This is a genomic window from Collinsella aerofaciens, from assembly GCF_027679495.1.
Lineage (GTDB): Bacteria > Actinomycetota > Coriobacteriia > Coriobacteriales > Coriobacteriaceae > Collinsella > Collinsella aerofaciens_AK.
Genome location: NZ_JAQEKC010000002.1, coordinates 43,555 through 64,163 on the forward strand (window position 1 = coordinate 43,555; position 20,609 = coordinate 64,163).

18 protein-coding genes and 1 pseudogene are annotated in these 20,609 nt (G+C 58.3%); 16 read left to right on the forward strand and 3 right to left on the reverse strand.

Annotated elements, in window-relative coordinates:
* Positions 1-916: 916 nt before the first annotated feature.
* On the forward strand, positions 917-1,405 hold the full coding sequence (locus PGW49_RS01150) for a hypothetical protein (protein WP_270225115.1): 489 nt from the start codon (positions 917-919) through the stop codon (positions 1,403-1,405).
* Between the two features lie 581 nt (positions 1,406-1,986).
* On the opposite strand, the gene PGW49_RS01155 is transcribed toward PGW49_RS01150, so the two are convergent.
* Genes PGW49_RS01155 through PGW49_RS01165 form a run of 3 tightly spaced genes read right to left on the reverse strand, consistent with a single transcriptional unit; the run spans position 1,987 to position 4,121 of the window.
* Complete coding sequence (locus PGW49_RS01155; RefSeq protein ID WP_195233559.1) at positions 1,987-2,169, reverse strand: hypothetical protein; 183 nt, start codon at positions 2,167-2,169, stop codon at positions 1,987-1,989.
* Positions 2,170-2,181: 12 nt separating this feature from the next.
* Positions 2,182-3,228, reverse strand: coding sequence for a radical SAM/SPASM domain-containing protein (locus PGW49_RS01160; protein WP_195233561.1), 1,047 nt, complete (start codon positions 3,226-3,228; stop codon positions 2,182-2,184).
* Positions 3,228-4,121, reverse strand: coding sequence for a PqqD family protein (locus PGW49_RS01165; protein ID WP_270225118.1), 894 nt, complete (start codon positions 4,119-4,121; stop codon positions 3,228-3,230). The genes PGW49_RS01160 and PGW49_RS01165 overlap by 1 nt, the downstream gene beginning before the upstream one ends.
* 170 nt (positions 4,122-4,291) lie before the next feature.
* Here PGW49_RS01165 and PGW49_RS01170 point away from each other — a divergent pair, with 170 nt between their 5' ends.
* From PGW49_RS01170 to frr, 15 genes and pseudogenes are all read left to right on the forward strand, one after another.
* A complete protein-coding gene (locus PGW49_RS01170) occupies positions 4,292-4,651 on the forward strand; it encodes a hypothetical protein (RefSeq protein WP_195233565.1) in 360 nt (119 codons plus the stop codon).
* A 96-nt stretch (positions 4,652-4,747) separates the two neighbouring features.
* Positions 4,748-6,352 carry an ATP-binding cassette domain-containing protein gene (locus tag PGW49_RS01175; RefSeq protein WP_270225120.1) on the forward strand — a complete coding sequence of 535 codons (1,605 nt, stop codon included), beginning with the start codon at positions 4,748-4,750 and terminating at the stop codon, positions 6,350-6,352.
* A 104-nt stretch (positions 6,353-6,456) separates the two neighbouring features.
* Positions 6,457-7,038 (forward strand): annotated as a pseudogene (locus PGW49_RS01180) (ATP-binding cassette domain-containing protein); the annotation flags it as partial.
* 746 nt (positions 7,039-7,784) lie between these two features.
* Complete coding sequence (gene ppdK, locus PGW49_RS01185; protein WP_270225122.1) at positions 7,785-10,535, forward strand: pyruvate, phosphate dikinase; 2,751 nt, start codon at positions 7,785-7,787, stop codon at positions 10,533-10,535.
* Between the two features lie 208 nt (positions 10,536-10,743).
* Positions 10,744-11,085, forward strand: coding sequence for a 50S ribosomal protein L19 (rplS, locus tag PGW49_RS01190; protein WP_006236098.1), 342 nt, complete (start codon positions 10,744-10,746; stop codon positions 11,083-11,085).
* A 93-nt stretch (positions 11,086-11,178) separates the two neighbouring features.
* A complete protein-coding gene (locus PGW49_RS01195) occupies positions 11,179-11,967 on the forward strand; it encodes a ribonuclease HII (protein WP_118238098.1) in 789 nt (262 codons plus the stop codon).
* A 189-nt stretch (positions 11,968-12,156) separates the two neighbouring features.
* Positions 12,157-12,642, forward strand: coding sequence for a YraN family protein (locus PGW49_RS01200; RefSeq protein ID WP_148331473.1), 486 nt, complete (start codon positions 12,157-12,159; stop codon positions 12,640-12,642).
* The gene (locus PGW49_RS01205) at positions 12,642-14,165 is read left to right on the forward strand and encodes a YifB family Mg chelatase-like AAA ATPase (RefSeq protein WP_270225125.1); all 1,524 of its coding nucleotides are present in this window, start codon (positions 12,642-12,644) and stop codon (positions 14,163-14,165) included. Before PGW49_RS01200 ends, PGW49_RS01205 begins: the two co-directional genes overlap by 1 nt.
* Positions 14,162-15,097: a DNA-processing protein DprA gene (locus tag PGW49_RS01210; RefSeq protein ID WP_270225126.1), complete on the forward strand. Its 936-nt coding sequence runs from the start codon at positions 14,162-14,164 to the stop codon at positions 15,095-15,097. The genes PGW49_RS01205 and PGW49_RS01210 overlap by 4 nt, the downstream gene beginning before the upstream one ends.
* A 14-nt stretch (positions 15,098-15,111) precedes the next feature.
* Positions 15,112-16,449 (forward strand): methylenetetrahydrofolate--tRNA-(uracil(54)-C(5))-methyltransferase (FADH(2)-oxidizing) TrmFO, encoded by a 1,338-nt coding sequence (gene trmFO / locus PGW49_RS01215; RefSeq protein ID WP_006236105.1) that lies wholly within the window; start codon positions 15,112-15,114, stop codon positions 16,447-16,449.
* 8 nt (positions 16,450-16,457) lie between these two features.
* The gene (locus PGW49_RS01220) at positions 16,458-17,366 is read left to right on the forward strand and encodes a tyrosine recombinase XerC (RefSeq protein ID WP_229065285.1); all 909 of its coding nucleotides are present in this window, start codon (positions 16,458-16,460) and stop codon (positions 17,364-17,366) included.
* Positions 17,367-17,585: 219 nt separating this feature from the next.
* Positions 17,586-18,314 (forward strand): 30S ribosomal protein S2, encoded by a 729-nt coding sequence (rpsB, locus tag PGW49_RS01225; RefSeq protein ID WP_006236109.1) that lies wholly within the window; start codon positions 17,586-17,588, stop codon positions 18,312-18,314.
* Positions 18,315-18,359: 45 nt separating this feature from the next.
* Positions 18,360-19,229, forward strand: coding sequence for a translation elongation factor Ts (tsf, locus tag PGW49_RS01230; protein WP_022094736.1), 870 nt, complete (start codon positions 18,360-18,362; stop codon positions 19,227-19,229).
* Between the two features lie 118 nt (positions 19,230-19,347).
* On the forward strand, positions 19,348-20,070 hold the full coding sequence (gene pyrH / locus PGW49_RS01235) for a UMP kinase (RefSeq protein ID WP_040359955.1): 723 nt from the start codon (positions 19,348-19,350) through the stop codon (positions 20,068-20,070).
* 2 nt (positions 20,071-20,072) lie between these two features.
* The gene (frr, locus tag PGW49_RS01240; RefSeq protein ID WP_006236112.1) at positions 20,073-20,609 is read left to right on the forward strand and encodes a ribosome recycling factor; all 537 of its coding nucleotides are present in this window, start codon (positions 20,073-20,075) and stop codon (positions 20,607-20,609) included.

Below are 20,609 nucleotides of genomic sequence, written 5' to 3' on the forward strand. Positions count from 1 at the left end.
TATTGTTTCCACGCGGCGAAGAGAGTTCGCGGATTTCTCTGCTCGAATGCGACGGGACTTTGTTGCGTGCTATATTTCTAGTCTTCTTTTATCGACAACCTGCTCAGTGATAATTGCCGTTTGGGTTCAGTTGATTCTTACGCAAAGCACTGCGGTTGATGGGGGACTTGGACTATCAATCCTGTATTCCCTTCCCGGGCTATATGTGATCTTGTGCGCTTTGCCGCCTTTTTATGCGAGCGGCGAGAGCAAAAAGGCAGAGCGCCTGATAACAGTTCTTATTGGCTGCGCGGAGATTGTTCTTTGTGGAATAGTGCTTGAAGGTCCGGCTGCCTCTTATACGATGATTGGACTGATGATTCTGTTCTGTGCGTTTGAGATTGTGTCACAGGTAAGGGATAGCCGGTCCTTATGAGTTGAATTACGCGCGTGCGGATATAAAGGTTGGCATGTTAAGCTGGTCGTTTTCTCGTTCTGGGACATTTGCAGTAGGATGAGTGGGACTAGGCGCGCTGCGGTGTGATGGTGACGGTTGAGACTTGTATCGCTGCAAATCCGCTGATGCACATTTTGCTATTGGGCTTGAAGGTGGGACCTACAGGCCTTTGTTTGGGATGTTCCGGTCGTCCAACACGTGTTGCACGGCTTTATATTGTTACGCTCGTTCGGCGCTCCGTTGGAGCATTTCCGGGTTTGTCGGCATCATGACTTGGCCAAGTGACACGCTTGCCGGGACGGTTGTAACGCCGCGCCGGTTCCGTGTGCTCCTTCGTTGTTGGCCTGTCCAGCGGGGGGCGGATTCGGCCTCATGTTGTGGCGCACGGCCTTCAGGGGCTTCCCCCTGGCGAGTTATGTTCGTCCGTATGGGTAAGGGTCGGGTTGAGCTGACAATCCCGTGTCGGAAGGGGCTTGCACCATGCGCGCGATGACAGAGATTGAGTGGCTGGACGGCCGTGTGACGAAGGTGCCGGAGCTCGCCCTGGGCGATGCGCTCGGCGAGAGCGTCCAGGCGGAGCTCGATTTCGGGTTCGACGACGTGTTGGAGGGCCTTTGGGTCGAGGTGCGCCATCATGAGCCGGATGAGGACTCGGACGGCGACCCGCGCGGGAGGGGCTGCGCACTGTACGCGGACTGCCGGTACAGCCTGGTCGAACCGTCGGACCTCGACCGTGTCTTCTGCATCCTTTACGAGGGGCAGCCGAGGGTCTGCCGCGTCGCGGGGGAGCTCGTGAACCTTTTGCGGGCCTGCGCGTTGTCCTGCCTCATGCTCGGATCTCCCTACCCGCCAGGCGCCCTCGAGGCCCTGGCCGCGTGCGCTCGATACCTCTGCGGTCCGGCTTTCACATCCGACCTCGCCGCCCGTGCCCGCGCCGCGGGGGAGCTAGGGCCCCCGCGGCGGCGGTGAACGCGGCCGCTGCGTGGGAATTTGGGATGGGGGCGGGTTCCGAAACGCCTGCGGAGGGGAGAACCCCGTTGGGCGGGGACTATTCGTGATGCTTGATATCGCATTGCAGTATGGAAGCACGGATCATCTTCGCGATGGTCCGACCGGTTGATGGGCTAGGACGCGCATTCAGCAGGGAAGGGGATGGCTTTTAATGCCGCTTTTGGCTTATGCGTGCCGCGCTCCGCGTATGGCCATCCTGCGGTGCTAAAGCATTCTTGAAGTCTGTTAAGTGAATTCGTTTTAATCGCGCACGTGGCCGTTTGCCCATGTCGCATAACAGGATTCACTGTTGATTGCCCGTGTGATGACAGCGTGAGTTTCGGGGGGGGCGTGGCGTGAGCGGAGTCGCCGCGTTGTATAAGTCTGGCCGGCCCGACTGATGTGTCGATCTGTCGGGCCGGCCGAGAATGGTGAAGAGATCTCGCTGTTGAATGAACGAATGTTACAAGCAGCTCTTCAAGGCGCTTTGGGCGTTGGCTGGGGCTGCGCAGTCAATCGCATGCAGTGATAGGCGAGGCGATTGCTCGATGAGCCGGCGACTAGTTCTGTGCTGCACTCGTCCCGGTGCCGTCGTTGTCTGCCGAGTACCAGAATGCGTAGGCCGCAACGACGGCATCATAGACGGCTGCGACTACGTTATCCACGACGGCTGCAAAGTTGACCACAACGGGAACGGGGCCGGTTTTGGAATCCATCTTCTCTACTTCTGGGGTCTCATACATGGGAACATCTCCTTAGAATTGTGACAGGACGCTCAGGTCGCCTAGATCATCGTCGATCAGGTCGATATAGAGGTCGCCGTCCATATTGATGTCTGCAATCAACGATGAGATCTCTTCCATCTCGTCAATCGAGTGCATACGATTGGCCAACGCGGTAACAACGGGCTTATCCCAAACAGTTGCCATTCCGGCATCGTAGTATTCCTGAAGGCTGTGTTTGCGAACGTTTCCGATGATGAGAGGTATATAGGGGGATGCGACGATATCGCCATTGGCGTGGATGGCCACTTGGTCAAATTGCATTTGCAGTTGAGGGAATCTGACCAAGTGGTCGATGGGGTCGCCCCACTCAAGCATGAAATAGCCTCGATAGTCCGGATCGTATCGAAGGTCATTGATCGTGTTGACTAGCCGACGGTATTGATTATTCGAAGGGCGAATCGTGCGGTTTCTTCGGGCTCTACCGAGGAGCATGAGCGGCTGAACTCTAAGGTCAATTCGGTCAGTTCTACCCGACGATTTCAGCTTGTCTCGAAGCATCGTGCAAACTGGTTTGAAATCGTCGACATTGAACGATGTCGGACAAAAGGCAATTGAAAGGTGCAGTGAGGTTTCGTTCAGCGTGATATCGATGGCGTCGAGCACCCGGTCGTATAATCCCGAGAGTCCTCGCATATGTTCGTGAGAATCGCGTAGGCCATCGAGGCTAAACTGTATGCCGTTTAAACCGGCGCGTTCGAGCTCATGCAAAGTATTTGAGTTTGCGAGCAGACCGTTTGACACGAGGTTGCATTTGACGCCAGATGCGCTGAGCCGCCGCAAGGACTCGATGACAAGATCCTTTCGCAGGAGGGTCTCGCCTCCGCAGAAGCAGAAGCTAAAGGGGTGCATTTGACAAATCGAGTCGACGAGTTCGAGGACTTCGTTGTCGGATAATTCGTTCGCGACGACATCGTTTTCTCCACTGTTGTTGAAGCAGTGTAGACAACGAAGGTTGCATTTGTTTGTAATGTCGAGCGCAACGCTGTGGGGCGCTCCGATTATTGCCGGCATGCTCATTATTGCTTCTTATCGAGCGGGCGAACAAACAGCTTGACGTCGCCCGAGTCGAGCTCATTGGGCAGGGTGCCGACTAAGGAAAAGCCAAGGCGCTGGTCGGAATGGTCAAGTTGTTCGGCGATTGGGGTGGAATCAGGCGCGTCAATTCTGAGCGCGCGGTAGGCTTTGGGAGCGGAAGATCCGTAGTATTCCGCAAGGCGGTCGAGCACACCGGCAAGCAGCGTGGAGCTGCATGAGATAAATTTGATGATGACGCTGCGGCCGGCGGGATTAGTGGCCGGCTCGCATATTATCAATCCATTAATTTCTCCGGACTGGCTCGTGAGTAGAAAATAATCATGGGTAAAGGAAAAGAGCCTTTGGCGAAGAACCAGAAAGTTCTCCAATTCGGGCTCAACGTCGAACTCAGAGAAATAGATCCTATTGCCATTTTTGGACTGTTTTGCAGAGAGGGATTTTGCAGCCGCCTCTTCGATTTCAGCAAACCTGCTCGCGTCCGCGAGAATAAGCAGCTCGTCGGGATTCACCGATGTTAGGTAATCGGAGCCGAAAGGGTCGTTCATATATCTCCCTTCTTTCTTCCAAACGATAAGACAGTTTACGGTCAGGCTATGCAGGGTTTGGGCCAGGTCATGCGCTAGCGTCTCGCGCGGTTGATCTGGGTATTTTTCTTGGAACAGACGGAGAATTTTGGGCAAATCGCAGGTGCCGTCGCATAAGTCAAGAATCTCTTTAGCGACCCTGTTGAGGATCGTATAGATTTGTTTCCCATCTGAGCTTAGGACGCTCAGGCGGTTATTTGGTTCACTGCGAAGGTAGCTTGGGTCGAGGGGGATAGGGATGACTCCAGGCAATGATGAGATTTGCGCGCTCCAAACATTCACGGATTCCATTGATCTCCTTTGGTTGTGGCCTATCTTCCTCGAATAGCAACTCGTTCGATAAAATATCACAAATCGAAACGATATATAAAAGAATATATTTATATCGATATACAATATTAGGTTAAAAAAAGTTTTGATGTTTGTCGATAGGGCTGGTATTGAAGGAGTGGACTGGAGTGATGGCGATGTCGGACGTTGTGGTTTCAATGGTGGGGTCATGCCTGCTGCTGTTGTTCGGAATAATGATATATCGAGGCAAGCTCACGGGATTGCTTGCCGGAATGTCATTGCTATCGGGAGAGCGTTTAGAGGAGGCAAAGCGGACGGCCGAGTCTCTAGGCGCAAACCGAGTGGTGGGGGCGTCTATAGTTTTCTCCGCAATATGCCTTTTTCTCTCGTCCCTTTTTCCGGACAAAAGGGCTATTCTCGGTCTGATGGTGGCTGCTGTTATAATCGCCGCGCTTGCCTATGCAAATAGGGGGCTTATTCGTATGTATATAAAGGTGAAATGGAATCCTGGGCACCGCAACCCGAGATAATGTCTTGAGCAAGGATTAACAACAAGGGATATATGGGAGCGATTAAGCGGCGAGCAAATTCAGTTTTGGATAAAAGGCCGCTTGATGGGAGCTGGCATGTTTAAGAAGACGGTTCACGAGTTGTTTCGGTGTAAAGGGTCACGGCTTTTCGTGATTCTCATGCTGGTGAATTTTGCTCTCTCGTGCGTCATGCCCGCCTTAAACGGTGGGTTTGTAGACTTTCTCGTGACGAATAGGGATCCATCTCGCGTCGTGTGGTTTGCGGCCTTTGTTGCGGGCATAGGGATATCGGCCTCCTTCATGTCGTATGCGATGGGTGTGAACGTATCGCGCGTCATCTTGGAGATGACGACGAGACTGATGGGGACCACGTGTGAGTCGTTTGAACGGGGGCCCCTGGAAAAGGGGGAGCAGGCGGATCCATCCTATACAACGCAGAGGGTGTATGCGGATTCGAATGCGGTGTCATCGTTTGTCGTGAACAACTTCCTGACGATCGGGCTTAACATCGTTCTGGTTGTGTTGATATGCATCATCCTGTTTTCGATTAATCCGGTGTTCCTGGTGTTAAGTGCATGTTCGCTTGTTGCGTACTTCATTTTATTCAGGGCGTTGAAAAAGCCGTTGTACAACAGTTCGCTTGCGAACAAGGAGGGTTTGAGTAAGCTTTTCGCGTCCGTGAGCGGCGAGCTGTCGCAGTTGTTTGACATTAAGTGCGATGGCGCATATAACCAGAGCGCTCGGACGCTCAAAGGGGTATTCGAGGGGTACTACCCGATTTACATGAAAGCAAGTAGGGTCTCGAATCTGGCCACATCAAGCGACGGCCTGATCTCGTCTGTGTTTCGGGGGGCACTGCTCGTGATCTCCGGGATGGAAATATTGAGCGGAAGAATGAGCTTAGGCGAGTTCACAATGGTGAACTCGTATTACTCGATGGCGTTCGGATGCTTCAAGTATTTTTTGAATTATTTCAAATCGTATCAGGACGCAAGGGCCTCGTTCGACCGATTGGGGGCTCTGACGGAGGACGCCGAGGACCGCGGCACCTTCACGGTTGGGCACGTGGAGAGCATATCGTTGTCCAACATCGCGTACCGATACGCGGGAAAGCCCTACTTATACCGCGACCTCTCCGTGGAGGTGGAGGAAGGAAAAACCTATGCCATTACCGGGCCGAACGGATGCGGAAAAAGCACGTTTCTGAAGGTGCTCCTTGGACTATATTCTGCTGGGGGACATCGGGCTTTGGGGTCGGTGCCATATGAAGAGCTCGATATGGAGACGATCCGACGGGACCTGTTTGCGGTGTGCCCGCAAAAGCTCTTTATTCCGAACGAAACGGTGGAGAATTACCTTGAGAGGACGTCGATTCGGGGATCGAGCGAAAACCTCCGAGAGCTTGTGCCGAGTTTCTATCGAACCGTCGAATCGTTAAAAGGCAAGAATTGTAGAGACCTTTCTGGTGGAGAGTATCGAAAGCTAAGGATATTCGCAGCACTTCGCAGGCAGCCGGAAGTGCTTGTGTTCGATGAACCAACGAACGATTTAGATGAAGAAAGCCGTCGGGAGTTCACGGAGTATATTCATCGAAATCCCTTCGATCAGCTAATTCTTGTTGTAAGCCATGATCAGGATTTGATTTCAGCATGCGATAGGAAGCTGGATTTGGATTTCGATCCGAAAAATGGGCAATGCTGATGGGAAACGCTTAGAGTTCGGGCTTGCGCGTCATGGAGTAATCTTTCCTCTTATCGAAAATCGTTACAATATAAGAAAAACAGTAAGCAAGAAGAAATGGCTCGGGGAAGAGCTCGCTGCTGTCAGTGATATTGGGTCTATATCCAGATAACACGGAAGGGGCCGTCCTCTACAACGGGGTATCACAGCGTCGCATCGACCGATACGCATTGCGGCGGTGCCGAGTTGGCATTACGGAGCAAGAGCCCCCTATTGTTGGGGGGACGATCCTCGATAATCTTACGCTGCTTTCTGATGATTTCGAGGCCGACAAACTGAATCGGATGCTTGCCATATTGGGGTTAGACAAAATGATTGCCGCTGCGGAGAACGGGGCGGCAGCGATGCTTGGCAGCAAGAAAGGAGGGGTGTCCGGCGGGGAGAAGCAGAACATCGCAATTGTGCGGCAGATGTTGAAATCGCCGGACGTCATGTTGTTTCTTGAGTCAACTTCAGCGCTTGATGCGAAGAGCCGGAGCGCGCTAATTAAATTGCTTCATGAGGTTAAGAGAGACCATATTGTAATTGTTGTCACTCATGACGAAGAGATGCTTGCGGCTTGCGACGAGGTCATTCCGATGCCCGGATGCTTATCGGGACGTGGCGTTGAAGGCCCAGAAGATCGAAATGGCGTGGGTGTTGGGTAAGTCCCTACGCGTACGACGTTGGGTTTCTGATCTTCATCGTCCTGCAAAGAAGGCTTTGTAACACGTTTCCCCTGGGAGGCCCCTTTTGTCCGTAGTGGCAAAGAGGGGCTTTTTCGTTTCCCTCTTGCGGCGGAGGGGGACACCATGCGCCTATACAGGACGACCTGCGCGCTTTCGTCGGATGACGGGCTATGTGTCGAGATGGGGGTCTCGGGTGGAGGCCGCGTCGCGGTCGCGGTCGGCCAGCGACCATCGGTACGGCTCAATCGTATTACCAGAACTAGTAAGGAGCCGCCCTTTCGGACGACTCAAACTGTAATGGGGCTTTTTTAGCTACCCCGGCCGTTACTCCGCCAAAGCATTCGCGCTATCTGCCGGGGTGGCTAAAATAGCCCCGTCCCAAATTAGCTACTCTGACCAAAATCCCTGGGACAAATACTTCTGATAGATTTTGTCTTTCTTGGCTATTGCGTAGTTTAAGAGATTCCATTCCAATAATTACAGCTTTTTGCTAAAGCGTTTTAGCAGTTTATACCGCTTTTGACCTGCGACTACGTTGTACTGGTATCTTCATAAGGTAACCACCTTTACCTACCGTTTACCGCTAGTTTTAGCACGTTTACCAAACCGCGTATCCTCTGCTTAAGCCCGTTCAAATCCCGCCGTATAGTTCCCTCACGGCCCGCATCCGGCGGGTCGATTCGTTACCACGGTCGTGCGCGAGAGCGCATGGAAGGGGAAGTATCGTGAGCGATTGCAAGAGGGTTTACCGTTTTGGAACCGATGCCCAGGGCACTTGTGTCACCGAGGGCGACAAGTCCATGAACTTCGTGCTTGGCGGCAAAGGCGCTAACCTTGCCGAAATGAGCCGCATTGGCCTGCCGGTTCCCGGTGGCTTTACCATTACCTGCCAGACCTGCGTTGAGTACTCTGGTGCCGGCAACGTCTGGCCCGAAGGCGCACTCGATGAGATCGTTGCCGCCGAGGCAGATCTTGAGACCCGTTGCGGCAAGAAGCTCGGCGACGCCTCCGATCCGCTGCTCGTGTCGGTGCGCTCGGGCGCTCCGTTCTCTATGCCCGGCATGATGGACACGGTCCTCAACCTGGGCCTCAACGACGACTCCGTTCAGGGCCTTATCGCCCAGACGCAAAACCCGCGCTTTGCCTGGGACAGCTATCGTCGCTTTATCCAGATGTTCTCCAACGTCGTCATGGGCGTCGACGCCGACCTGTTCGAGAACGCCCTGACCCAGGCCCGCCTGGTCGCCGGCGTTCGTGTCGATTCCGAGCTTTCGGCCGAGGACCTGCAGGAGCTCGTCGAGACCTTTAAGGGCATCTTCTCCGAGAACGTCGAGGCGACCCTGTATCCCGAGCTCGAGGTCGCCGACGGTAAGCCCGTTTTCCCGCACGATCCGGAGCTCCAGCTGCGCCTTGCCATCCAGGCCGTCTTTGGCAGCTGGATGAACGAGCGCGCCTGCATCTACCGCAAGCAGCACGGCATTTCCGACGAGCTCGGCACCGCCGTCAACGTCCAGGCCATGGCCTTTGGCAACAAGGGCGAGACCTCTGCGACCGGCGTCGCCTTTACGCGCAACCCGGCCGACGGCACCAAGGAGTTCTATGGCGACTTTTTGGTGAATGCCCAGGGCGAGGACGTCGTCGCCGGCATCCGAAACACCGAGCCCATCGCCGACCTCAAGACCACCTCGGGCCTCGAGTCCGCAGGCGAGGAGCTCGAGCGCGTGTTCCTGGCGCTCGAGGATCATTACCGCGATATGTGCGATATCGAGTTCACCATCGAGCAGGGCAAGCTCTGGATGCTCCAGACCCGCGTGGGCAAGCGCACCGCCACTGCCGCCCTGCGCATTGCTATCGAAATGGTCGAGGAGGGCCTGATCACCCGCGAGGAGGCTGTGAGCCGCATCGATCCCGCGCAGCTCGACCAGCTCCTGCACCCGCAGTTCGACGCCTCCAAGAAGTACGAGGCCCTGGCCAGCGGCCTTAACGCCAGCCCTGGTGCCGCCGTGGGCGAGGTCGTGTTCTCGAGTGATGACGCCGTCGCGCGTTCCGCCGAGGGCCACAAGGTCATTCTGGTCCGCTGGGAGACCAACCCCGACGACCTGAAGGGCATGGTCGCCGCCGAGGGCATCCTGACCAGCCATGGCGGCAAGACGAGCCATGCCGCCGTTATCGCCCGCGGCATGGGTACGCCCTGCGTTTGCGGCGTTGAGCGCTTCCACATTGACGCGGCAGAGAAGGTCGTGCGCATCGAGGGCAGCGACCGCGTGCTGCGCGAGGGCGATGTCATCTCCATCGACGGCACCCAGGGTATCGTCGTCGACGGCGCGGTCGACCTGGTCTCTGCAGAGCTCACCGGCGACCTGGACACCATCCTGTCTTGGGCCGACGAGATCCGTTTGGACGAGACCGACGGTCACGCCAGCCACGTGCGCGTCAACGCCGACAATCCTGAGGATGCTGCACTCGCGCTCGAGTTTGGCGCCGAAGCCATCGGCCTGTGCCGCACCGAGCATATGTTCCTGGGCGACCGCAAGAACATCATCCAGAGCTTTATCCTGTCTGACGATGAGGCCGTGAAGCAGCAGGCCCTGGCCGACCTGCTCAAGGTTCAGACCGAGGACTTCCTGGCGATGTTCAAGACCATGTCCGGTCGCGATGTGGTCGTCCGCCTGCTCGATCCGCCGCTTCATGAGTTCCTGGATAATCCTCGCGAGCTCGAGGTCGCCATCACCAAGAAGGAGGCCGCCGGCGCTCCCGAGGAGGAGCTCACTGCCCTGCGCGCCCGCCTGCGTCGCATTGACGGCATGGTCGAGTCCAACCCCATGCTGGGCTTGCGCGGCGTGCGCCTGTCCGTCGTCTTTGGCGATCTGCCGCTCATGCAGGTTCGCGCCGTCGCCACGGCTGCTGCCCGCCTTATCAAGGAGGGTGTCGAGCCGCGCCCCGAGATCATGGTTCCGCTCGTTTCCATTACGGCCGAGCATGTCCAGACCCGCGAGGTTATCGAGCGCGTGATCGCCGAGGTTTCCGCCGAGGAAGGCGTCGAGCTCAATATTCCCGTGGGCACGATGCTCGAGCTGCCGCGTGCCTGCATGGTCGCTGACGAGATCGCCCATCATGCCGACTTCTTCTGCTTTGGCACCAACGACCTCACCCAGACGACCTTTGGCTTCTCGCGCGATGACGCCGAGGCCAAGTTCATCCCGCTGTACCTGCACAAGAAGATCCTGAAGGACAACCCCTTCGAGACCATCGACACGGCGGTGCTGGAGCTCGTGCGCTTGGCCGTCGAGAAGGGCCGCGCCACCAATCCCGATATGCACTTTGGCGTGTGCGGCGAGCACGGCGGCGACCCCAAGTCCATCAAGGGCCTGTTTAACGTGGCCGACGTGGACTACGTGTCCTGCTCGCCCTATCGCGTGCCCCTCGCGCGCCTGGCTGCCGCCCAGGCCAAGCTCGAGGCCAAGCGTTCCGCCTAACGTTTTGGGTTTAGACGCCTAGCGTAGCCCCCTTCATGCCGCCCGTCTCATTGTGAGACGGGCGGTTATCATGTGCGGGTTTTGTCTTTTTGTCTGCGTAAAAAAATGTTCTTGCAGCAGAAACCCGCGCGTGTATACTCGAATACGTTTGTTCAACTACGTGCCGGCCAAGGTGGTACGGCACCTCTAGAAGAGTAAGGAATTGCACATGGATTACATCCGCGCAATCGAGCGTCAGCAGATCCGCGAGGACATTCCTCAGGTTCGCGTCGCCGACAACGTCAAGGTTCACTACCGCATTAAGGAAGGCGACCGCGAGCGCATCCAGGTCTTCCAGGGCGACGTCATCCGCATGGCCGGCGCCGGTGCCCGCGAGACCTTCACCGTCCGCAAGATGTCCTTCGGTGTCGGTGTTGAGCGTACCTTCCCGCTTCACAGCCCCAAGATCGCCAAGCTCGAGGTCGTTCGTCATGGTCGCGTCCGTCGCGCCAAGCTGTACTACCTCCGCGACAAGGTGGGCAAGGCTGCTCGCATCCCCGAGAAGCGCTAAGAAGATCGCAGCGTCTGTCCACTCGTTTGGACACAAGGGTCACCTTCGGGTGGCCCTTCTTTTTATCTGATTTGCATGCAAGGAGGGCCTGGTATGGCCAACATGACGAGCTCGGTTTCGGCATCGCAGGTTGCCGGTGAGTTGGCGAGCGCTACGTTTGAGGAGATTCCTGCCCTCGTGGAGCATTATCGCGAGGATCCGCGCCAGCAGGTGATCAAGGCTTGCGAGCGTGCCCTCAAACGCCATGCCAAAGAGCTTGCCGAGCGCGAGCGCGTCAACGGCATGTATCAGCTTATGCATGAGCTCGGCGGTGATGGTGTGGTCGTGGGCGTCGACGAGGTGGGCCGTGGCTCGGTAGCGGGTCCCTTGACCGTGTGTGCCGTGTGTCTTCCGATGGAGCCGCGCATCTGGGGCATCAACGATTCCAAAAAGCTCACGCCCGCGCGCCGCGAGCTGCTCTCGGTGAAGATAGCCGAGGTGGCGACTGCCATCGGCTTTTGCCATATCGCTCCTGCGGATATCGATGAGATGGGCATGGCCCGTGCTATCCGTACTGCCGTTGCGGGCGCCGTGGCCGATACGGGACTTGAACCCGACTGCGTCCTCATGGATGGCAACCCCTTGGGCGCCGTTCCTAACGAGCGCGATGTGGTGAAGGGTGATGCCAAAATCGCCTGCATCGCCGCGGCGTCCATCATGGCCAAGGTCACGCGTGACGAGATGATGGTCGAGTACGACGCCGAGTATCCCGAGTACCATCTGGCCGAGTCGAAGGGCTATGCAAGCCCCGAGCATATCGAGGCCATTCGCAAACATGGACTTTGTCCACTGCACCGCGTGAGCTTTTGCGGAAACTTTCTGCAGACTGAGCGCCTTTTCTAGGTCAATTGTGGAGACAGGGACCTCAGGGGTTTTATAAACCTGCTGGTAGCGGGCCGTATGCAACACCATTGCTGCGTACGGCCCGTTTTTTGACGGCATTTGGTCAGCTTTTGGTTTGCTTCCGGTACTTACCCGCATGAAAGGTGCCCTCATCATCGGGGCAATGCAGCGTGCGGGAAAGGAGACCCCATGAGTGCCGCAAGCAAAAAGAGCAAGACGCAGCAGCTCAAGGAGCGTTGGGAAAACGGCGAGCTCGACTGCGGGGCGATGACGCCCGAGTTTATCAAGGGACTCAGTCCCCGCGAGCTGGGCATGCTGGGCGAGCTGATCACCATCGACTATTTTAACGAGCGCGGCTACACCTTGCTGGAGCAGGGTTATCGTTGCACTGAGGGCGAGGCCGATCTGGTGCTGCTCGATGAGCTCGACGATGTCGTGGTGATGGCCGAGGTCAAGACCAGACGCGTTGCACTGGATTGCGACACGCGGGTCTTTCCCGAGGAGGCCGTGGACGCCCAAAAGCAACGCCGTTACCGCCGCATCGCAAGTTGCTACCTCATGGAGCATTATCCGCTCAAGGCGATTCGCTTCGATGCCGTGGGTGTCACCATTCGTGGCGGGCATATCGCCGAGATCGAGCATCAGTACAACGCGTTCGATTGGCAGGTGTCGTGATGGCGTTCGAGACGTTTGCCGTTCACGCGGCCTGCATCCGCGGCGTCGAGGCGATTCACGTCACGGTCGAGGTCTCGCTTGCCGGTGGCGTTCCGGGCATCCAGATGCTCGGTATCCCGAGCATGGAGGTGATGGAATCTCGCGGGCGTATCCGGTGCGCCATGCGTTCGGCAGGCTTCGAGATTCCTCGGTCGGGCATTACCGTCAACCTGGCACCTGGCGATATCCGTAAAACCGGCAGCGGCTTCGACCTGCCGATTGCCATCGCGGTGCTGGCGGCCGATGGGCAGATTCCCCGCGACAACCTCGATCGTTGTCTTATCGCTGGTGAGCTTGGCTTGGACGGTACGGTGCTTCCTGTCAAGGGCGAGGTGGCGTTTCAGCTATTGGCGCGTGATATGGGGCTGTCCTTTATCGCCGGCAGGTCCGATCAGCATGTGCCGCTTGCGGGCGTTGATTGCGGCTTTATCGACCATCTGTCTCAGCTTGCTCGCGGCATGGGCGATGCCGTGCGTCATTATCTGGATTCCGAGGGTGTTGAGGCGACCTTTGAGCCCGAACTCGACTATGCCGATGTGCTGGGGCAGGAAGTCGCTAAACGCGGCATGGCGCTTGCGGCCGCCGGCGAGCTCGGCTTGCTCATGATCGGCTCGCCCGGATCGGGTAAGACCATGCTCGCGCGCCGTATGACCGGCATCCTGCCCGAGCTTTCCGTCGAGGATCAACAGGAGGCGCTGTGCATCCATTCGGTTTTGGGCGAGAACATTGATGGCTTGTTGGCGGGGCACCGGCCCTTCCGCAGTCCCCATCACAGTATTTCGACCGCAGGCCTTATCGGCGGCGGACGCCCGGTGCACCCGGGTGAGATCAGCCTTGCTCATGGCGGCGTGCTATTTTTGGACGAGCTTGCCGAGTTTCCCACGGGTGTGCTGCAGACGCTGCGTCAGCCTATCGAACGCGGCTACGTCAGGATCGTACGCGTCGACGGGGCTTTTTCCTTCCCGTCGCGCTTTCAGCTGCTGGCTGCGAGCAATCCCTGCCCCTGCGGCTTTTTGGGCGATCGCGAGGTACCGTGTCGCTGCTCGGCGGCGATGGTCGAGCGCTATCGGTCTAAACTGCGCGGTCCTTTGGCCGACCGTATCGACATGATGATCGATGTGACCCGTCCCGACCCTCAGGTGATTATCGAAGGCGCGGAGGGTATGTCGTCGGCCGAGTTACGTGACTACGTTGTGCGCGGTCGCGCCTTTCGCGCCTGGCGCGAGTCCCGTATGGACGATGCGGATGCCGAGGCCGAGGATGACGAGACACGGTCCATTGACGGCGTCGTTTCGACCTTTGAGCTCGATGATGCGGCGGAGAAGTGTGTGCTCGGTCTGTCCAAACGCACGCATCTCACGGGCCGCGGCATCGTGCGCCTGGTGCGTATCGCGCGTACAATCGCCGACGTCGCCGAGAGCGAGCAAGTGACGCAGGATCACGTACTCGAGGCGGCGATGTACCAGGGAAGGAGGGACCAATGATAGCCGAGGGAACCTTCGAGCTGCATCCAGGCGATGCGTTGTATCCCGAGACCGTTTTGGAGCTTTCTGATATACCCCAGACGCTTTATGTGCGCGGCAACCCCGAGGTGCTTTCGACGCCCGCGCTCTCCATCATCGGCGCGCGCAAGGCCTCGCCGTATGGTCTTGCCGTGGCAGAGCTTGCGGCGAAGGTGGCGGTTGAGGCGGGAGTGACGGTAGTTTCGGGCGGTGCGGTCGGTTGTGACCAGGCCTCGGGTTGGGCTGCGGTCAACGCCGGCGGCAAACACGTTGTGGTGCTGGGGACGGGCGCCGACGTGGTCTACCCGCGTTCGAGCGCGGGGCTGATTACGCGCACGCTTGATACGGGTGGCGCGGTCGTGTCGATCTCTCCGTGGGGCATGGGTCCGCGCAAGTTCGCCTTTCCGCGCCGCAATCGCGTAATCGCGGCCCTGTCGCAAGCCCTCTTTGTATCCGAGGCGGGTATGCCTTCTGGGACGTTTTCCACAGCCGAGGCTGCTATGGATTTGGGGCGCGAACTTCTTGCCGTGCCGGGGTCGATCCTATCGCCCGAGTCGCGTGGCACGAATTACCTCATTGCGAACGGTGCCTGCTGCATCGTCGACGAGGAATCTATCGAGATGGCTATCTCACGCATCTACGGAACCCTGCGCTACTCGCGCCCCGATGCTCCCGGCATTGCCGACCTGGATCCAACGCAGCAGACCGTGATGCATGCGCTCATCGCCTCTCCGCTCAAGGTCGACGACATCGCGGCGCTCGTCTCGCTCGATGCTGTCGGCGTACTCAAACTCTTGGGTTCGCTTGAACTCGAGGGTCTTATCGAGCGCATGATGGATGGAAGGTATGCGCCCTCCAAGTTTGCCCTTCACGCCCAGACACCCTTCGGTCACAATGGAAAACGTGTCAATTAGAAAGGTGTTTGCAGATGCAGTTCGATCAGGTGACAGTTATCGGTGGCGGTCTGGCGGGTTCGGAGTGCGCGATCCAGCTGGCAGATCGCGGTTTTGCCGTAAAGCTGTGCGAGATGCGCCCCCAGGTGAGCTCCCCGGCTCATCATACCGATCACCTGGCAGAGCTCGTCTGCTCGAATTCGTTTAAGTCGACCCGTCCGGATTCCGCGGCTGGTTTGCTGAAGGCCGAGCTTGAGCGCATGGGTTCAGTCCTGCTCGATTGCGCCCATCGCGCGGCTGTTCCCGCCGGTGGCGCCTTGGCGGTCGACCGCGTCAAGTTTTCCGAGCTTGTCGAGGCCGAGGTTGCCGCTCGTCCCAATATCGAGGTCGTGCACGGTGAGGTCACACAGATTCCCGAGGGTCACGTGGTCATTGCCGCGGGCCCGCTGTGTTCACCGGCGCTGAGCGAAGAGGTTATGAAGCTCGTCGGTGGCGATGCCCTGGCATTCTTTGATGCGGCGGCGCCGATCGTCGATGCCTCCACGCTCGATATGGACGTGCTGTTCTCGCAGTCGCGCTACGAGGAGCAGGGGAGCGGCGACTATCTCAACGCTCCGCTCAACAAGGAGGAGTACGAGGCCTTTATCGAGGCGCTTACCACGGCCGACCGCGTGGTGCTCAAAGACTTTGAGGGCGGCGATCTGTTCCAAGCCTGCCAGCCTGCCGAGGAAGTTGCGCGCACCGGCAAGGACGCCATTCGCTTTGGCGCCATGAAGCCCGTCGGCCTCACCGACCCGCGTACCGGACGTCGCCCCTGGGCGGCGATTCAGCTGCGTGCCGAGAACAAGGAGAAGACCGCCTATAACCTGGTGGGCTTCCAGACCAACTTGACCTTTGGCGAGCAGAAGCGCGTCTTCCATATGGTGCCGGGCCTGGAGAACGCTGAGTTCTTCCGCTACGGTGTCATGCACCGCAATACCTTTGTCGACGCCCCTCACGTGCTCGATAGCACCTTTGCCGTGCCCGGTACCGGCGTGCGCCTGGCCGGTCAGATCACCGGCACCGAGGGGTACATGGAAGCCGTGGCGACAGGTCTGCTCGCGGCGCTCAACACCTATGCCGAGGCTATCGGTGCCGCGGGCGTCGAGTTGCCGCGTGTGGGCGCCCTGGGTGCGCTCGTGGGCTATGCGACCGATCCTGCCACCGTGGGCTATCAGCCTATGCATGTCAACTTTGGCCTGGTGCCGCCACTCGAGGATGGTAAGCGCCGCAGCAAACGCGACCGCTATCAGGCTTATGCGGATCGCGCCCTCGAGGCCCTTGATGCCTACTTGGCCACGCGCTCCGACTTGTTTGGAGGCGACCGGTCATAGCCTTTGACCTGTACGACACCGTCGACTCGTTTATCGCCTATATCGCACGTGTTGAGGGACTTTCTCCCAACACGGTGACGGCCTATGGCTCGAGGCTAGAGCGCTTTGCTGTCTGGTGCGAGCGCGAGAATATTGATGCTTTCGCTGCCGACGTGCGCACCATTCGTCGCTATCTTGCCGAGCTTTCGCGTGAGCAGGTGGCTCCCCGAACGCTTGCGGCGCACCTGTCGGCTATTCGATCTCTCTATCGCTGGATGGCTGCCGAGGGGATTGTCGAGGGCGATGCGGTCTCGGCGATCGCATCGCCCAAGCTGCCACGTGACCTGCCGGGCGTCCTTACGACCCAGCAGGTTGAGGCGCTGCTCAAGACGCCTGATACCTCGACGCCCGCGGGACTGCGCGATGCGGCGATGCTTGAGTTGCTCTATGCCTCCGGCGCGCGAATCTCGGAGCTCGCGGCGCTCAACGTGGAGTCTATTGGTTGGTCCGAGCGAACGCTGCGACTTTGGGGCAAGGGGAGCAAGGAGCGTATCGTCCCTCTGTATCGTCGCGCACTCGAGGCGACGCGTCTCTATATTGAGGAGGGGAGGCCGGAGTTGCTCGCTCAGGCAAAGCGCCGTGACCCCGCTACCGGGCCGCATCCGCTGCTTATATCGGCGCGCGGCAATCGCATGAGTGCCGCCATGCTCAGGCGGCGGTTCCATACGCTGGCGACGCTCGCCGGCATTCCGGCCGACATTGCCCCGCATGCGATGCGCCATACCTTTGCGACCGATTTGCTCGAGGGCGGTGCGGACCTGCGCTCGGTTCAAGAGCTGCTAGGTCATGCGAGCCTGTCCACGACGCAGATCTACACGCATCTCACACCCGATCGGCTTAAGCGGGCTGTGGCTCAAGCCCATCCCCGCGGCGAATAGTGGCTGGGACGTCCCGTGCCGCACTCAGGTGTGTGGTTTTGATTGCGGGTTGGCAGGAAGAGGCATTCCTGCTATCATTCATCGGGTTGCTTCACGGCAACATGTTTTTATCACGCACGCGCGGCTACTTCATACCGTGGTGCCCGGGCTTTGGTAGCACATGTCCGGGTTGGTTTTGGAGGATGACCCCGCGCGGAGGCAAACCACAGGAGGTTTAACATGGCTACCAAGATTAATATCCGCACCCTGCTCGAGGCCGGCTGCCACTTCGGTCACCAGACCCGTCGCTGGAACCCCAAGATGAAGCCGTTCATCTTCGGTGAGCGCAACGGCATCTACATCCTCGACCTCAAGCAGACCATCCTCGACGCCGACCAGGCCTACACTTTCGTCAAGAACGTCGCCAAGGGTGGCAACGTGCTGTTCGTCGGTACTAAGAAGCAGGCTCAGGAGGCCGTCAAGAACGCCGCTGAGCGCGCCAACATGCCTTACATCAACCAGCGTTGGCTCGGCGGTATGCTGACCAACTTCGTCACCATCCGCTCCCGCATCAACCGCATGGAGGAGCTCGAGGCCATGGTCGAGGACGGCCGCATGGCAGTGCTCCCCAAGAAGGAGCAGGCTGTGCTCGGCAAGGAGCTCACCAAGCTCCAGACCAACCTCGGTGGCGCCCGCGACATGAAGGGTCTGCCCCAGGCTCTCTTCGTCATCGACACCAAGCGCGAGGAGAACGCCATTAAGGAGGCCCAGCGCCTGAACATCCCCGTCGTCGCCCTGATCGACACCAACTCCGATCCCGACGAGGTCGAGTACGGCATCCCCTGCAACGATGACGCTATCTCCGCTGTCACCCTTATGTGCGAGCTCATGGCTGACGCCTGCCTCGCTGGCTCCGGCAAGGAGCAGGTCTCCGAGGCCGAGATGGCCGCTGAGCCCAAGGCCGAGTAAATCAGTCTTAGTTAATTCTTTTTCATCTCTTTGAAAGGAACCACAATGGCCCAGATTACCGCCGCTATGGTCAAGCAGCTCCGCGAGATGACCGACTCCCCGATGATGGAGTGCAAGAAGGCTCTCGTCGAGGCTGACGGCGACATGGACGCCGCTGTCGACGTCCTGCGTAAGAACGGCCTTGCCAAGGCTGCCAAGAAGGCTGGCCGTGAGACCAACGAGGGCGCTGTCGCCGCGTTCGTCTCTGAGGATGGCAAGACCGGCGCTCTGCTCGAGCTCTCCTGCGAGACCGACTTCGTTGGCTCTAACGCCAAGTTCACCGGCTTTGCTTCCAAGGTCGCTGAGGTTGTCGCTACCACCGAGCCTGCTGACGTCGACGCTCTGCTCGAGAAGCCGATGGGCGAGGAGACCGTTTCCTCCGAGCTCACCGAGATGATTCACATCATGGGCGAGAACATGAAGATCTCCCGCTTCGCTGCCCGCAAGGCTGAGAACGGCGCGCTCGCTTCTTACATCCACATGGGTGGTAAGATCGGCGTCCTCGTCGAGTTCGCCTTCGAGAAGGCTGAGACCGCTCAGGCTGAATCCTTCAAGACCTTCGCTCACGACGTTGCCCTTCAGGTTGCCGCCGTCGCTCCGATCTGCGCTACCCGCGATCAGGTTCCGGCCGAGACCGTCGAGCACGAGAAGCAGATCTACATGGCTCAGGCTGCCGAGTCCGGTAAGCCCGAGGCTATCCAGGAGAAGATGGCTGTCGGCCGTCTGGAGAAGTTCTACAAGCAGTCCGTGCTCACCGAGCAGGAGTTCATCAAGGACAGCTCCCTCACCATCAAGAAGTACGCTGAGCAGGTCTCCAAGGAGCTCGGCGACACCATTACCGTCGTTGCCTTTGACCGTCTGGTCCGTGGCGAGTAAATAAGCTCTTGTAGCTGGTAATGAGCAGGCTGTGGGTTTTACTCACAGCCTGCTTTTTCATGGCTCTTCTTAGAGCCTTTGATAGAATGTTGAGAGTTCAATCTAAAGGAGGATCGCTTTGTCCGACATCCGATATAAACGCGTGCTTCTTAAGCTTTCCGGCGAAGCACTGATGGGCGACGGCCAATATGGCATCGACCCCAAGGTTACCGACCATCTTGCCAAGCAGGTCAAGGAGCTACTCGCCGTTGGCCATGAGGTCGGCGTCGTTGTCGGCGGCGGCAATATTTTCCGCGGCATGGCCGGCGCTGCCGGTGGCATGGAGCGTGCTCAGGCCGACTACATGGGCATGCTGGCAACCGTTATGAACGCGCTCGCCCTGCAGGATGCCTTCGAACATAACGATGTTCCCTGCCGCGTGATGAGCGCTATCCAGATGAACGAGATCTGCGAGCCCTATATTCGCCGTCGCGCCATCAACCACCTTTCCAAGGGCAACGTCGTTATTTTTGCCGCCGGTTCGGGCAATCCGTACTTTACGACCGACACCGCCGCGGCTCTTCGTGCGTGCGAGATCGGCGCCGAGATTCTGATCAAGGCCACCAAGGTCGACGGCATCTATGACAAGGATCCCGTCAAGTGCGCCGATGCCGTCCGCTTTGACAAGATCACCTACCATGAGGTGCTCGTCCGCGGTCTGCAGGTTATGGATTCCACGGCTACGGCACTGTGCCAGGACAACCGTATGCCGATTTTGGTCCTCAACATCGATGGCGAGGACACCGTCAAGCGCGCGCTCGCGGGTGAGCCCGTCGGCACGCTCGTCTATCAGGAGGATTAAGCATGGCAGAGAACATCACCGCCCACATGGACAAGTCGCTCGAGTCCCTCAAGCATAACTTCTCCAAGGTCCGTACCGGCCGCGCCAATGCCAACATTCTGTCCGACATCACCGTCGATTATTACGGTGTTCCCACGCCGGTCACGCAGGTTGCCGCCGTCAAGACCCCGGAGGCCCACATGCTGCTCATCGAGCCGTGGGACAAGGCGCTTATCAACGCCATCGTCAAGGCCATCGGCGCTTCCGATTTGGGTATTACCCCCAACTCCGATGGCACCGTCGTTCGTCTGCCGTTCCCGGCTCCCACCGAGGAGCGCCGTCGCGAGCTCGTCAAGGAGTGCCGCGAGTACGCCGAGCAGGCCAAGGTGTCTATCCGTAACATCCGTCGCGACTTCAACAACAAGCTCGAGCGCGATGAGGAGCTCACCGAGGACGATGTCCGTCGCGAGCAGGCTAAGGTCCAGAAGCACACTGATGAGTATGTCGCCAAGGTCGAGGAGCTTCTGAAGGAAAAAGAAGCCGAGGTCATGGAGATCTAA

Excerpts from the sequence above, each read along its gene's own strand:
- rpsB (WP_006236109.1), top strand. The coding sequence starts at position 17,586 with ATGGCTACCAAGATTAATATCCGCACCCTGCTCGAGGCCGGCTGCCAC.
- rplS (WP_006236098.1), top strand. The coding sequence starts at position 10,744 with ATGGATTACATCCGCGCAATCGAGCGTCAGCAGATCCGCGAGGACATT.
- PGW49_RS01170 (WP_195233565.1), top strand. The coding sequence starts at position 4,292 with ATGGCGATGTCGGACGTTGTGGTTTCAATGGTGGGGTCATGCCTGCTG.
- PGW49_RS01155 (WP_195233559.1), bottom strand. The coding sequence starts at position 2,169 with ATGTATGAGACCCCAGAAGTAGAGAAGATGGATTCCAAAACCGGCCCC.
- trmFO (WP_006236105.1), top strand. The coding sequence starts at position 15,112 with ATGCAGTTCGATCAGGTGACAGTTATCGGTGGCGGTCTGGCGGGTTCG.
- tsf (WP_022094736.1), top strand. The coding sequence starts at position 18,360 with ATGGCCCAGATTACCGCCGCTATGGTCAAGCAGCTCCGCGAGATGACC.
- PGW49_RS01205 (WP_270225125.1), top strand. The coding sequence starts at position 12,642 with ATGGCGTTCGAGACGTTTGCCGTTCACGCGGCCTGCATCCGCGGCGTC.
- PGW49_RS01200 (WP_148331473.1), top strand. The coding sequence starts at position 12,157 with ATGAGTGCCGCAAGCAAAAAGAGCAAGACGCAGCAGCTCAAGGAGCGT.
- frr (WP_006236112.1), top strand. The coding sequence starts at position 20,073 with ATGGCAGAGAACATCACCGCCCACATGGACAAGTCGCTCGAGTCCCTC.
- PGW49_RS01165 (WP_270225118.1), bottom strand. The coding sequence starts at position 4,121 with ATGGAATCCGTGAATGTTTGGAGCGCGCAAATCTCATCATTGCCTGGA.
- PGW49_RS01160 (WP_195233561.1), bottom strand. The coding sequence starts at position 3,228 with ATGAGCATGCCGGCAATAATCGGAGCGCCCCACAGCGTTGCGCTCGAC.
- PGW49_RS01150 (WP_270225115.1), top strand. The coding sequence starts at position 917 with ATGCGCGCGATGACAGAGATTGAGTGGCTGGACGGCCGTGTGACGAAG.
- PGW49_RS01210 (WP_270225126.1), top strand. The coding sequence starts at position 14,162 with ATGATAGCCGAGGGAACCTTCGAGCTGCATCCAGGCGATGCGTTGTAT.
- PGW49_RS01195 (WP_118238098.1), top strand. The coding sequence starts at position 11,179 with ATGGCCAACATGACGAGCTCGGTTTCGGCATCGCAGGTTGCCGGTGAG.
- PGW49_RS01175 (WP_270225120.1), top strand. The coding sequence starts at position 4,748 with ATGTTTAAGAAGACGGTTCACGAGTTGTTTCGGTGTAAAGGGTCACGG.